Genomic DNA, 14,430 nt, shown 5'->3' on the forward strand with positions numbered 1-14,430 from the left:
TTCTTTTTATATCATAAGGATTACAAAATACCGTTTTGCTTCAGGATATCTTCTATTTCCTTATCTGTCAAACTTTCACATTCGGACTTGTCATAGATAGTAAGCAACTTTATTTCCGAATCTATTTCTGTCCAGATTATCGTATAGGTTATCACCCGTGCACCTCCACTTTTACCTTTATTTTTCGAAGTTATCGCTATACGTATTTTACGAAGATTATTGCCCAAACTGACTCCTTGTTCAGGATTTAATAACAAATCATTTCCAAAATTCCTAAGATCTTCTTTCAACGATTTATACCGTTTTGACAAATGCTTCATTTCCCTTAAAAATTCGAGGGTAACGCTTATTCTATATTTCATTAAGGGCATCATCTAATGACTTAAACTCCAACTTACCCTCCAGATTCAGTTTCAGTTCCTTACACGCCTGATCTAAGCTTGCCAGAATCTCCGCCTTTGTCTGGTAGGGAGCTGCTTCCTCTGCGACAACATTCGTTTGCTCTTCTTCACAACTCAACATCGATTTCACTCTCCGCAGAATAGCGACATCATCCACATCCAGAATCCGCCGAATCAGTTCGTTCTTTTCGGCTTCCAATGACATTGCACTCATACGCTTGCTATTTTTACTGTTATACATTCACACAAAGATAACGCTATTAAACGAATCTTCCAAGTGTGAATGTATAAAAAGTCTTTTTCAGGCAGGAATTACCTTACGCAAGGAAGGAGATCAACACACCCGCAGCTACGGCAGAACCGATTACTCCGGAGATGTTGCTTGCCATGCAATACTGCAATACGTGATTCTTCGGATCGTATTTCAAAGCAATCTCATTGGCTACACGGCTCGCCATCGGAACGGCACTCAAACCAGTGGCGCCGATAAGCGGATTGATTTTCTTCTTCGAGAAGAGATTTACCAGTTTCACAAAGAAAATACCACCGGTTATAGAAAGTGCAAATGCAAGGAATCCACCGATCACAATACCGATTGTTGTCCAATTGAGGAATGCTTCGGCTGTCATCGTTGCTCCTACGGACAGTCCGAGGAAGATGGTGGCAGCATTCATGATGCTATTGGAAGCGGCATCGAACAAGCGGAATGTGTTGGTTCCGATTTCTTTCACCAGATTACCAAACATCAACATACCCACCAAAGGCACTGCACTTGGCACGAAGAGGGCAACAATAGTAGTTACCACGATCGGGAAGATAATCTTCAACACACGCAGGTTCTTGATTTCAGTCTTCGAAGGGTACTTCTTTTCCTGTTCTTTCATGTTGATGCTCAACTCTTTCTTAGAACAAAGCAGCTTCACCACCAGCGGAATAATCACCGGAACGAGTGCCATGTACGAATAAGCGGCAATGGCAATCGGGCCCAGCAAATGCGGCGCCAGTTTGATGGTAGTAAAGATGGCTGTCGGACCATCCGCGCCACCGATAATGCCCAGAGAAGCGGCTTCCTGTGGAGTGAATCCCATCAGGATGGCTACCAGCAACACGGTAAAGATACCCAACTGTGCAGCTGCACCGAATATAGAAAGATGCAGGTTACGCAACATCGGCCCGAAGTCCGTCAGCGCACCGACACCCATAAAGATGATCGGAGGCAGGAAACCTGTTTTAATCAACATATAGTAGATGAAGTTCATGATTCCCAGTTCGTGGGCGATGTCATGCAAAGGCATTTCCCAGATGTTCTTCAACACTCCGTTTACCATCACCATACCATTTTCGTCGGCCTGAATCACGCCCATATCTCCTCCGGGGAAGTTGGCTAGCAACACACCGAAAGCGATGGGGACAAGCAGCAACGGCTCGTACTGTTTCTTAATACCCAAATAGAGCAGAACGAACGCGATGGCATACATTATCAGGAACTGCGGTTCGGCAATGATATTGCTGAACGCAGTCATGTCATATAAGTTCTCAAATATTTCGTTCATTATCCTATCTTCATTAATACGTCATCTTCTGAAACAGCATCTCCCGGGTTGACACAGATAGCAGTCACTGTACCGCCAAACTCTGCACGGATGGCATTGTAGGTCTTCATCGCTTCTACATAGCAGATTACATCACCTTCTTTCACAGTGTCACCTACTTGCAAAGGAGTTTCCTGCGCACCTTTCACTAAGAAGAACTTGCCTTCCAACGGAGAAAGTACTTCTTTTCCCTCTCCTGCCGGAGCAGCGGCAGCACCCGCAGGAGCAGCAGGTAGTTCGGTATCACCGTATGCTACCGTCACACGATAGGCCTGTCCGTCCACTTGTACAGTCAGCGTCTTCGGTTTGGCATCTTCTTCCGGAGATTTATCTTTTTCGGCACGACGTTTGGCTACATCTTCCAGGAAGTCTTCTTTTGCTTTGCCACTCTTGTAAGCCTCATATTGAGCCGGGTGCATAGCATATTCGAAGAGTTCTTCGTCGTCCTGTCCCACTTCCCATTTGTTCTCTTTCATCAGTTTGCGATATTTGTCGAGGGCATCGGGATAGTTATTCTGCGGATCACCTTCAAAGAACTTACGGCCTTCACGTTCTGCCTTTTCAATGATTTCGGGAGCAAGTTTGCCCGGCAGACGTCCGGCTTTACCCAGAATCATATCCCAGATATCATCGGCAATCATTCCCCAACGTTCTTTTCCTTTTTCCATAGCCATCACATTCATCATGGCAAGGTTCTTCACGTATTGGCTGAACGGAGTCACCAATGGAGGATAACCGACACGAGGCCATACGTAAGCTACTTCATCAAAGAGCTTGATGAGCAACTGGTCTTGCGTCATAAACGGCAGATTGTGTTTTGCCTTATATTTATTGATTGATTCCAGATTGGATTCGAGATCGGCCATCAAACTACCCATCATACCGCCAGGAAGTCCGGGAGCAATCAGCAAGGAGTTCATCAGGCGGTTTTTCGGGCTGATATACAAGCCGAGGAAGTCGTCCATAAATTCCTGAATCATGCCGCGCACTTTCATGTAGGCTTCCATATTGATTTCGGGCACTTGATATCCGGCGTCTTTCAGCATTGCCTGCACGCTAAGCAAGTCAGCATGGCCTGTTCCCCACGATAGTGGTTCCATGCCTACGTCGATGTAGTCGCAACCGGCTTCGCATACTTCGAGGATGCTTGCCATATTGAATCCGGGACCTGCATGACTGTGATACTGAACAGGGATTTCGGGATGTGCCGCCTTGATATTTGCTACGATCTTACCTAACGATACGGGACGACCGATACCTGCCATGTCTTTGATACAGATTTCGTCTGCTCCCAGTTTGATGAGTTCCAGCGCCATATTGGTGTAATACTCTACGGTATGGATAGGCGAATGAGTGATGCAAAGCGAGCATTGCGAAATCATGCCTGCTTCCTTTGCGTATGTGATGGAAGGAGCAATGTTACGCACGTCGTTCAATCCGCAGAACGTACGGGTAATGTCTGTTCCTTGTGCTTTCTTTACTTTGTAGAATAATTTGCGGACGTCTGCCGGAACGGGGCTCATACGGAGTCCGTTCAGTGCGCGGTCGAGCATGTGGGTTTGAATACCGGCTTCGTGGAACGGTTTTGTCCATTCGCGTACCGCTTTATTCGGGTTTTCACCAAACAATAAATTTACCTGTTCAAAACCTCCGCCGTTTGTTTCTACGCGGGCAAAACAGCCCATTTCAATGATGGCAGGAGCTACCTTTACGAGTTGGTCTACACGAGGTACGTATTTTCCGGCAGATTGCCACATATCTCGGAAAACCAAACTAAACTTTACTTCTCTTTTCATGTCTTTCAGTGATATTCTTTATAGATTTATAATTTTTCTACTTTAGTGATTTTTCCTTTACCTTGTGTCACCACATTTACAGCAGCTGTAATGGCGGCTAAGATGTTTCCCGGAACAGGGGCAGGACCTTGCGATGCTTCCCGCTTCACAGGAACCACTTCTTCAGGAGCATACTTGTTGACTAATGTAATCAACAACTTACCTAAATAAATCACAATCAGCAGAATAACAAACACGGTAGCCATTCCGACCACCATCAGCAGGATCGCTGTTTCGATATTTTCCATATAATAAACTATTAGTATTTTAAGTTGTTCGTCTAAAAAGCGTTCGAAAATACCAAATTTTTATTATAAAATAAATTAAGAAAGGAATATAATGTATAAAAACGTCATCTCTCTGATTGGAAAACTGGGGAAGTTTATGATTTATGATTTATAATTTATGATTTATGATTTAGCGTGCCATCCACATCTAAACTAAATTCCCATTTATCTTATTTACTATCTGCTTCTATTGCACAACCCAAATAGTAAATGGTAAATAGTCCAATAGTAAATCGTCCTATCTATCGTTCCTACAAAAAAATGTGAGAGAAAGCCCCTCAACTTTCTCTCACATTCTGATAAAACAATTATTAAATAAAAATACTCAATGATAGACCGGTTCAGCCCTTTTCTGGTTTCATACCCTCTTAACCTACTATTAAACTACCAGATAAAAAACCGGTCTTGTTAAACCTCTCATGGGCCATCACGGCTTTCATTCTTTTAATTAGCGTAGCAGTCTAGTTGAAAAACCCTTTTTTTTAAGCCAACTAAGTCTGTTTAATCGGAAAAAACAAGCCTCTAAAGCTCATATCACTTCCGATGAGGGAATCTTTCCGGCTTACGTTTGTGGCAGGAATAATTCATCTGCCGCTGTCTATTGTTTGCTTTGAGCCCTAGTTTGCATTTCTTTTAAAACATTGTTTGTTTTGGGTTAAATTTAAATTTTATAAAAAGCATCTATTGTTTGTTTTGAGTTTAGCTTGTAATTCTCTATAAAACATCTATTGTTTGTTCTGAATCCCGGCCTTATTTCTGCCGGATAATTTCTAATTTCTTCTACAACATTTAATCTTCTAATCAATTCTACCGTTTTCTTCAAATATCATTAAATAGCTCATCTATTAGAAAGAGAAGCATCCGTTGTTTTTTTACCAAGAAAAAATGAAGAAAATTTGAAGAAAAACAAAAAAGCCTCTTCTGGATAGTCAGAAGAGGCTTTTTTTTTTATTTTAAAATAATTTCTTTCCCTCGAATTTGATAACTGATTCCACACGATCCAAAGACTTTTTCCAGTGTGGCGTTCAGGTCTTTTGTTAAGACCGTCCCGTTGTAGGTCAGCCCCTCGCATTTCTCATGTCCGACGACTGTTACTTCAAATATATGCTCAATATCTGCCACTACATTTATTAGCGGATCGTCTTCATACCCCAACACCTCGGGGAACTCCGATTCTTCTGCCTTTTTCTCTACCGGCACAATCTTGTTCTCATCGCAATGAACGCTTTCCCCGGCAAGCAATGTACGCTTACCTACAGCAGTCTCGACTTGCACACTTCCTTCCTCACAGTTGACGGTCATCTTCTTTCCTTGCTGATCGATGAGGAATTTCGTTCCCAGTACGGTTACGTCGCCGGCTTCTGTACGGACCGTGAATGTCTTGCCTTTGGTTACGTTAAAAGAGGCTTTACCCAATAGTTGCAATTTGCGCTCCCAAAGCCATGTGATATGATTGTAAGTCAGGCGGGAATTTTCCATCACCTGCACAGTACTGCCATCCGGCAATTCATAGTTCATAGCAGTGTTATCAGTCACCACCTTTTCTTCTGCCAGGAAGTAACCGCCTATCCCCAAAAGAAGGACAACTGCCGCTGCCACTCCCCATGAGAAAGAGAAACTTCTCCCCGCACCTTGCTTTCTTCTCCGGCTTAAGGCGATCTTATGGCTCTCCTCACGTTGCAACTTCAGCTTATCACCTATTTCTTTTTTACGAGAAAAGATTTCGCCAACCAGAGGAAGTTTTCCTTCTTCTAAGTATTTATCTAAAGATTCTGTCCACTTTTCCATATCTCACACCTCAATTAAAAATCCACAAATTAGCTGCTACCAACAACAAGAAAGATTTGCTCATACGCTCCCGCAAACTGGAGATAGCCATATGAGTAGTATTGTAAACCGTACGTGAAGTGAGTCCCATCACCTGGGCTATTTCTTCCGGACTCATCTTCTTATAGTACTTAAGATACAATACCTCCCGCTGTTGCTTTGTCAAATTGTTCAGCTCTTTCTGTAAAACTTCCAGCTGTTCTTTTTCTAACTCTGAACGGATAATAGCAGTTTCAATATCGATCTCCAAATCAAACTGATATTCGCTTGTGCCTACTTCATCCAGTGATTTTAATGAGCCACTATTCTCTTTTTTCAGTTCGTTCACTATCATGTGTCTCAACGAAACACATAAGTAAGCGGGTATGGATTGAGGGGCCGTGCAAGTTTCTCTTTTCTCAAAGATGTAAACAAACAACGACTGTACCGCCTCGGTTACCAAAGTCTCATCACCGGCTATCTTCATGCCATATCCATACAGTAAATCTGCATATTGCTCATAAAGCTGCCGGAATGCCTCTTCATCCCCTTGCTGAATTTTATCCCAGGATAGTGTCTTCATTTATATTCACTCATTTATATGAGATATGTTTTTCCTTTTTTTACCTGATTTTTTAGTTAAAATCAACGGAATATGTTTTAAAACTCACTTGTAAAGTGGAATTTGATGTGTTTAAAGTCCATCTGCGCCATCTGAAGTACATAACCGGAGTCTGCCAGGAACACATCGCGCCCTTCTCTATCCTTCGCCATATACTGGTATTTACGTTTCTTGAAAGCTTCCAGTTCTGCGGGATCATCGCTTTCTACCCAACAAGCCTTATAAAGGCTTACTGGTTCCCAACGACAGGACGCATTGTATTCATTCAACAAACGATACTGAATGACCTCAAATTGCAACTGCCCCACCGTACCGATAATCTTACGACCATTGAACTGATTGACAAACAGCTGTGCCACACCTTCATCCATCAACTGGTCAATGCCTTTTGCCAACTGTTTCTGTTTCATCGGGTCGGCATTCTCAATATACTTGAACATCTCCGGTGAGAAACTCGGCAATCCACGGAAATGGAGCATTTCACCTTCTGTCAGCGTATCGCCAATCTTAAAAGTACCATTATCCGGTAAACCAATAATATCTCCTGCATAAGCTTCATCAATCGTTGTTTTACGCTGTGCCATAAACTGGGTAGGCGACGAAAAACGCATGGTCTTTCCATGACGGACGTGTGTATATGGAGCATTGCGAACAAACTTACCGGAACAAATCTTACAGAATGCCACACAAGAACGATGGTTGGGATCAATGTTGGCGGTTATCTTAAAGATGAATCCGGTAAATTTCGGTTCGTCAGGTTTCACTTCACGCTCTTCTGCCTGTACAGGACGAGGGCTGGGAGCTATCTCTACGAAACAGTTCAGCAACTCTTGCACACCGAAGTTGTTCAGCGCTGATCCAAAGAATACAGGCGCACAGTCTCCTGCCAAATAGGATTCAGAATCAAATTCCGGATAAACACCCTCAATCAGTTCCAAATCGCCACGCAGTTTGTCTGCCAACGACTTGCCAATCTGCTGATCCAGTTCTTCCGAATGAATATCGACTGCCACTTTCTCTGTTACCATCTGTTTGGATGGCTGATACAAGTCCAGTTTCTGTTCATAGATATTGTATACCCCTTTAAAACGTGCTCCCTGCTCTATCGGCCAGGACAAGGGACGAACCTGAATCATCAGTTCTTCTTCAAGTTCATCAAGCAAATCGAACGGATCTTTTCCTTCACGGTCCATTTTGTTGACGAAGATTATTACCGGAGTCTTTCTCATACGGCACACCTCCATCAGTTTACGTGTCTGCGTTTCCACACCTTTCGCACCGTCTACAACGATGATAACACTGTCTACAGCTGTCAGTGTGCGGTATGTATCTTCGGCAAAGTCCTGGTGACCGGGAGTATCGAGAATGTTAATCTTATAGTCCCGATAGTCGAATTCCATCACGGAAGTCGTTACCGAAATACCACGTTGTTTCTCGATTTCCATCCAGTCGGACGTAGCTGTCTTTTTAATCTTATTACTCTTTACCGCACCTGCCACCTGTATCTGACCTCCGAAAAGCAATAGCTTTTCCGTCAAAGATGTCTTACCAGCATCCGGATGCGCAATAATGGCGAACGTCCGCCGTCTCAAAATTTCTGTATTATCTGCCATAGTTTTTTAGTTAGAATTATGAATTATAAAATATGAATAAGCTATGCTGGAGTAACATAGCCTAGATTCATTATTCATCTTTCATAATTTTATCAATGCATTGTTTGAGGCTCTCCTCCCAATGAGGAATCTCTATATCGAACGTTGTTTTTATTTTTGTTTTATCAAGCACGGAATATGCCGGGCGGTTTGCTTTCGCAGGATATTCGGCTGTATGCAAAGGTTTCACTTTGCAGGTAGTTATTCCTGCCAGACGATGAATAGCTACTGTGAAATCATACCAGGAACAAACTCCCTCATTGCTGAAATGGTAGATACCGCGAACAATACCTTTATTAATAATAGCATAGATGGCCCGTGCCAGGTCATTGGCATACGTCGGAGTTCCGATCTGGTCGAAAACAACTCCCAGGCTGTCACGCTCTTTTCCGAGACGAATCATCGTCTTTACGAAATTATTGCCAAAAGTAGAATAGAGCCATGCGGTACGGATAACGACTGCTTGCTCGCAGTGATTCATTACCTCCTTTTCTCCTTCCAGTTTAGTGGTGCCGTATACAGAATCCGGGCAAGGATCGCAGTCTTCCGTGTATGGAATATGCGCAGTACCGTCAAATACATAGTCAGTAGATACTTGTATCATGGCAGCACCATTGGCTTGGGCCGCACTTGCCAGTTGTTTCGGTGCTTCACAATTCAATTTGTATGCTAATTCTTGATTATCTTCTGCTTTATCTACAGCTGTATAAGCAGCACAATTAACAACAAGCTCAATCTGCTTCTCTGCCATATAAGTCCACACAGCTTGCTTGTCGCAGATGTCGAGTTCCTGCACATCTGTGAAATAATACGTATGTTGCGGGTTCTCTTTCGCAAGCACCTGCATCTCATTGCCAAGCTGACCGTTGGCACCCGTTACTAAAATTCTCATTTATTCATCCAGTTTTAATTCACCTTTACGGTCTTTATCATAATAATTTGCCAACATAGAAAGGAAACTAGTGATAGCTTCCACTGCCTTGGCAGTTCCTTCGCTGATAGACTTCTTTTGAAGACGAAGCAGGAGTACTCCATACAACGCTTCAAAACAGGTTTCCAGTTCGGGTTCATCTTTCTTGCCGTTTTTATTCCGTAATTCTACGATAAACGGTAATGCCTTGAAATAAGCAGCACTGTAAAAAGGAAATTTAGGAGAAGAGGCCAATGCGTTGTGTAACTCTGTCAGATTGATAATCACGTTTTTATTAATCTGCAGATGACCCTTTTCCCGTACTCCTTCCTCGCCCATCATCGTAATCAGGTTGGTATACCATTCTCGCATGGCAGGCCGCTGTTCTTCCGGATAGCGGGCAATTACATTTGCCTCCATCTCTTCCGGTTCACAATGATTGGCACGGATCAAGTCTTCCTCTTGCCACATATATATAAGGTATTCGGCAATATTCTTCTCTTTCAGTTGTTGTGCTATCTGATTCATTATGTTATCTCTTAATAAAGTGACTCTCCCAACAAAGTATAAATCAATCCGGCAACAGATACCAGCATTACGATACTTCCTACAACACGATTCAGTATCCAGATACCACGTAAATTGAATTTAGTGCGCACCTTATTCACAAAATAAGTGATACCCAACCACCAGGTCAATGCTCCTATAGCAATTGCAAGATATCCCGTGATCTCTTCAAAGACCAGCACTCCCGGCTGCACAAAGGCAAAACGGGCAAAAAGTCCGATAAACAGGAAGATTATCAAGGGGTTGGATAGAGTGACGAAAAAGGCGGTAATAAAATTATGGAAATAAGAGCCTTTGCTGGACGAAGCCGGACGAATGGATTGCACCGGATTGCTACGAAAGGTATATATACCAAAAAGGAGTAGCATGACACTCCCCAATAACTGCAGATAGAAAATATTCTTATTGATATAATCGAACACAAAACTCATCCCATAACCGGTGAGCAAAGCGTATGCTATATCGCTCAACGAGGCTCCCAGCCCCGTTACGAATCCGTACCAACGCCCTTTATTCAGAGTCCTCTGGATGCATAATACGCCCACCGGACCGAGGGGTGCGGACACAACAACGCCAATAATAAAGCCTTTCACTAATATATCGAATATGGTCTCTATCTGAATCATGTCGCAAATATCGCACTTTTTTGTGATATGGGGATAGTATATTAACGTTTTTTCCACACAAGAATCACTATATATAGCGATAATAAGTAAAACGTACATCAAAAATAAACATATTAAATAAGGTATAGGAATTTATTCTCTATTTTTTTCCTACCACCAACGAAATTGATTATCTTTGCGCCACAGAAAAAGAGAAGAGTTTCTCCTGCAGGAACTTCAATCGTAAAATCGTAAATCGTAAAATCGTAAATATACAACATGATTCTTTTTTTCAGAACCCCTTCCAAGAGCGTGATTGCCGTAGAGAGCAACCATCAGCTCACCCCTGACGAAAGTAATAAACTCTGCTGGCTTTTTGGCGAAGCCGTGATGGAAAGTGAAGAAAACCTGAAAGGCTGTTTCGTCGGCCCACGCCGCGAGATGATCACTCCCTGGAGTACAAACGCAGTAGAAATCACCCAAAACATGGGGCTCGAAGGCATCAGCCGCATCGAGGAGTACTTCCCTGTTAAGGACGAAAACGCAGACTACGACCCGATGCTCCAACGCATGTACAAAGGACTCGACCAAAACGTATTCACGACAAACCGTCAGCCGGAACCAATCATCTACATCGAAGACCTCGAAGTGTACAACGAACAAGAAGGTCTGGCTCTTTCTAAAGAAGAAATGGACTATCTGAAGAAAGTAGAAAATGATCTCGGACGAAAACTGACTGACTCCGAAGTATTTGGTTTCGCACAGATCAACTCCGAACACTGCCGCCACAAAATCTTCGGCGGAACGTTCATCATCGACGGTGTAGAACAGGAGTCTTCTCTGTTTCAGATGATTAAAAAGACGACACAGGAAAATCCGAATAAAATCATCTCTGCTTATAAAGATAATGTAGCCTTTGCCGAAGGTCCGGTTGTTGAACAGTTTGCTCCGGCAGATCATTCAAAACCTGATTTCTTCCAGGTAAAGGACATCAAGAGTGTAATCTCACTGAAAGCGGAAACACATAATTTCCCTACTACTGTAGAACCGTTCAACGGTGCTTCTACCGGTACCGGTGGTGAAATCCGCGACCGTATGGGTGGTGGTAAAGGCTCATGGCCGATTGCAGGTACTGCTGTCTACATGACTTCTTATCCGCGCACCGATGAAGGACGTGAATGGGAAGAAATTCTTCCGGTACGCAAATGGTTGTACCAGACTCCGGAACAGATTCTTATCAAAGCATCCAACGGTGCTTCCGACTTCGGTAACAAGTTCGGCCAGCCGCTGATCTGCGGTTCGGTACTGACTTTCGAACATACAGAAAACAAAGAAGTTTATGGTTACGACAAAGTAATCATGCTTGCCGGCGGTGTGGGTTACGGCACACAACGTGACTGTCTGAAAGGCACACCGGAAGCAGGAAACAAAGTGGTGGTAATCGGTGGTGACAACTATCGTATCGGACTAGGTGGCGGTTCCGTATCTTCTGTAGATACCGGTCGTTACAGCAGTGGTATCGAGTTGAATGCTGTGCAACGTGCTAATGCTGAAATGCAGAAACGTGCCAACAACGTAGTACGTGCTCTTTGTGAAGAAGAGGTGAATCCGGTGGTTTCTATCCACGACCACGGCTCTGCCGGACACGTAAACTGTCTGTCCGAACTAGTGGAAGAATGTGGTGGTTTAATCGATATGAGCAAATTGCCTATCGGCGACAAGACTTTGTCGGCAAAAGAAATCATTGCCAACGAAAGCCAGGAACGTATGGGGCTATTGATTAAAGAAGAAGCCATCGAACATGTACGTAAGATTGCCGAACGCGAACGCGCTCCGATGTACGTAGTCGGTGAAACAACCGGCGATCATCGTTTCGCCTTCCAACAGGCTGACGGTGTACGTCCGTTTGATCTTGCTGTAGAGCAGATGTTCGGTTCTTCTCCCAAGACATATATGGTAGACAAAACCGTGGAACGTCATTACGAAATGCCGAAATACGAATTGTCTAAATTACATGAATATCTGACGAATGTATTGCAGCTTGAAGCTGTAGCCTGCAAAGACTGGTTGACGAATAAGGTAGACCGTTCAGTAACAGGTAAAGTGGCTCGTCAGCAATGCCAGGGTGAACTTCAGTTACCGTTGAGTGACTGCGGTGTCGTTGCACTTGACTACCGTGGCGAAAAAGGGATCGCCACTTCTATCGGACATGCTCCGCAAGCAGCATTGGCTGATCCGGCTGCCGGCTCTATCCTTTCCGTATCTGAAGCACTAACCAATCTTGTTTGGGCTCCGATGGCAGAAGGTATGGACAGCATTTCTCTGTCTGCCAACTGGATGTGGCCTTGCCGTTCTCAAGAAGGTGAAGATGCCCGTCTGTACACGGCTGTAAAAGCATTGAGTGATTTCTGCTGCGCATTGCAAATCAATGTGCCTACCGGAAAAGACTCTTTGTCTATGACACAAAAGTATCCGAACGGTGAAAAAGTGATTTCTCCGGGAACTGTGATTGTTTCTGCCGGCGGTGAAGTTTCCGACGTGAAGAAAGTAGTATCTCCAGTATTGGTTAACAATGAAAAGACTACGCTTTATCATATTGACTTCAGCTTCGACGAACTGAAATTAGGTGGTTCGGCTTTCGCACAATCTTTGGGTAAAGTGGGCGACGAAGTACCTTGCGTACAGGATGCCGAATATTTCCGTGACGCTTTCCTTGCCGTACAAGAACTTGTAAACAAAGGATTGATCCTTGCAGGACACGATATATCTGCCGGTGGTTTAATCACTACATTGCTCGAAATGTGCTTCTCTAATGTAGAAGGCGGTTTGGAAATCAGCCTCGACAAGATGAAGGAAGAAGATATCGTCAAGATTCTGTTTGCAGAAAACCCGGGTATTGTTATCCAGATCAGCGACAAGCATAAGGATGAAGTGAAGAAGATTCTGGAAGATGCAGGCGTAGGCTATATAAAGCTGGGTAAACCGACTGACGAACGCCACATTTTGGTATCTAAAGACGGTGCTACTTACCAGTTTGGTATCGATTATATGCGTGACGTATGGTATTCTTCTTCTTACCTGCTCGACCGCAAACAATCTATGAACGGTTGCGCAAAAGCACGTTTTGAAAACTATAAGATGCAACCTGTTGAATTCGCTTTCATGCCGGAATTCAAAGGTAAGCTTTCTCAATACGGTATCACTCCGGATCGTCGTACCCCAAGCGGTATCCGTGCGGCTATCATCCGTGAGAAGGGTACAAACGGTGAGCGCGAAATGGCTTACTCACTCTATTTGGCAGGTTTCGACGTAAAAGACGTTACAATGACCGACCTCATCAGCGGACGCGAAACACTGGAAGACGTAAACATGATCGTTTACTGCGGTGGTTTCTCTAACTCCGATGTACTGGGTTCTGCTAAAGGATGGGCAGGCGCATTCCTGTTCAACCCGAAAGCTAAAGAAGCATTGGATAAATTTTATGCACGCGAAGATACATTGTCATTGGGTGTCTGCAACGGTTGCCAGCTGATGATGGAACTCAATCTTATCAACCCGGAACTGAAGAAGAAAGGAAAAATGCTACATAACAATTCACACAAATTCGAATCACGCTTCCTTGGTCTTACTATCCCGACTAACCGCAGTGTGATGTTCGGCTCTTTAAGTGGAAGCAAACTGGGTATCTGGGTAGCTCACGGAGAAGGAAAATTCTCTTTGCCATATGACGAAGATAAATATAATGTAGTAGCGAAGTATAGCTATGATGAATATCCGGGCAATCCGAACGGTTCCGATTATTCTATCGCAGCACTGGCCAGCGCAGACGGACGCCACTTGGCTATCATGCCTCACTTGGAACGTTCCATCTTCCCATGGCAGAACGGTTGCTATCCGGCCGACCGCAAGAACAGCGATCAGGTTACTCCATGGATAGAAGCGTTTGTCAATGCCCGCAAGTGGGTGGAAGCGAAAATGAAATAAATCATTTCCATATTTTACAGAGGCTGGTACTTTAAATAGTGCCAGCCTCTTATTTTACGGAACTTTCCATTCTACCGGAAGACTTCTGATAGATACCAAAATACCGAAAACAAACAGTATATACAAATAGTTATAAAATAGTCTATTTTCTTCATTTTTGGAGCGCTGT

Annotated in this window: 12 protein-coding genes; 1 reads left to right on the plus strand and 11 read right to left on the minus strand. The window is 43.7% G+C overall.

Annotated elements, in window-relative coordinates; translation table 11 throughout:
- Window positions 1-20: 20 nt before the first annotated feature.
- The 11 genes from KSX81_RS04740 to KSX81_RS04790 form a co-directional block, all read right to left on the minus strand.
- Window positions 21-362 (minus strand): addiction module toxin RelE, encoded by a 342-nt coding sequence (locus tag KSX81_RS04740; RefSeq protein WP_217725495.1) that lies wholly within the window; start codon window positions 360-362, stop codon window positions 21-23.
- Entirely contained in the window at window positions 352-615 is a 264-nt protein-coding gene (locus KSX81_RS04745; RefSeq protein WP_004304421.1) for a hypothetical protein, read from the minus strand. The genes KSX81_RS04740 and KSX81_RS04745 overlap by 11 nt, the downstream gene beginning before the upstream one ends.
- A gap of 103 nt (window positions 616-718) precedes the next feature.
- Window positions 719-1,954 carry a sodium ion-translocating decarboxylase subunit beta gene (locus KSX81_RS04750; RefSeq protein WP_008644857.1) on the minus strand — a complete coding sequence of 412 codons (1,236 nt, stop codon included), beginning with the start codon at window positions 1,952-1,954 and terminating at the stop codon, window positions 719-721.
- On the minus strand, window positions 1,954-3,789 hold the full coding sequence (locus KSX81_RS04755; protein ID WP_004314195.1) for a biotin/lipoyl-containing protein: 1,836 nt from the start codon (window positions 3,787-3,789) through the stop codon (window positions 1,954-1,956). Before KSX81_RS04755 ends, KSX81_RS04750 begins: the two co-directional genes overlap by 1 nt.
- A 26-nt stretch (window positions 3,790-3,815) precedes the next feature.
- Window positions 3,816-4,076 (minus strand): OadG family protein, encoded by a 261-nt coding sequence (locus KSX81_RS04760; protein ID WP_004300941.1) that lies wholly within the window; start codon window positions 4,074-4,076, stop codon window positions 3,816-3,818.
- Between the two features lie 987 nt (window positions 4,077-5,063).
- Entirely contained in the window at window positions 5,064-5,903 is an 840-nt protein-coding gene (locus KSX81_RS04765; RefSeq protein ID WP_004327023.1) for a FecR family protein, read from the minus strand.
- 10 nt (window positions 5,904-5,913) lie between these two features.
- Window positions 5,914-6,504 carry an RNA polymerase sigma factor gene (locus KSX81_RS04770; RefSeq protein ID WP_004327024.1) on the minus strand — a complete coding sequence of 197 codons (591 nt, stop codon included), beginning with the start codon at window positions 6,502-6,504 and terminating at the stop codon, window positions 5,914-5,916.
- Window positions 6,505-6,581: 77 nt separating this feature from the next.
- Window positions 6,582-8,156, minus strand: coding sequence for a peptide chain release factor 3 (locus KSX81_RS04775; protein WP_004304425.1), 1,575 nt, complete (start codon window positions 8,154-8,156; stop codon window positions 6,582-6,584).
- A 70-nt stretch (window positions 8,157-8,226) separates the two neighbouring features.
- Window positions 8,227-9,087 (minus strand): dTDP-4-dehydrorhamnose reductase, encoded by an 861-nt coding sequence (rfbD, locus tag KSX81_RS04780; RefSeq protein WP_004327025.1) that lies wholly within the window; start codon window positions 9,085-9,087, stop codon window positions 8,227-8,229.
- Window positions 9,088-9,633, minus strand: coding sequence for a DUF4924 family protein (locus KSX81_RS04785; protein ID WP_004327026.1), 546 nt, complete (start codon window positions 9,631-9,633; stop codon window positions 9,088-9,090).
- Between the two features lie 11 nt (window positions 9,634-9,644).
- Window positions 9,645-10,298 (minus strand): LysE family translocator, encoded by a 654-nt coding sequence (locus KSX81_RS04790; protein WP_004314184.1) that lies wholly within the window; start codon window positions 10,296-10,298, stop codon window positions 9,645-9,647.
- 258 nt (window positions 10,299-10,556) lie between these two features.
- Between KSX81_RS04790 and purL the strand changes: the two genes are divergently transcribed.
- Window positions 10,557-14,261: a phosphoribosylformylglycinamidine synthase gene (gene purL, locus KSX81_RS04795; RefSeq protein WP_217725494.1), complete on the plus strand. Its 3,705-nt coding sequence runs from the start codon at window positions 10,557-10,559 to the stop codon at window positions 14,259-14,261.
- The last annotated feature ends 169 nt before the right edge of the window (window positions 14,262-14,430 follow it).

It is taken from the genome of Bacteroides sp. MSK.18.37 (assembly GCF_019129155.2).
GTDB classification, from domain to species: domain Bacteria; phylum Bacteroidota; class Bacteroidia; order Bacteroidales; family Bacteroidaceae; genus Bacteroides; species Bacteroides ovatus.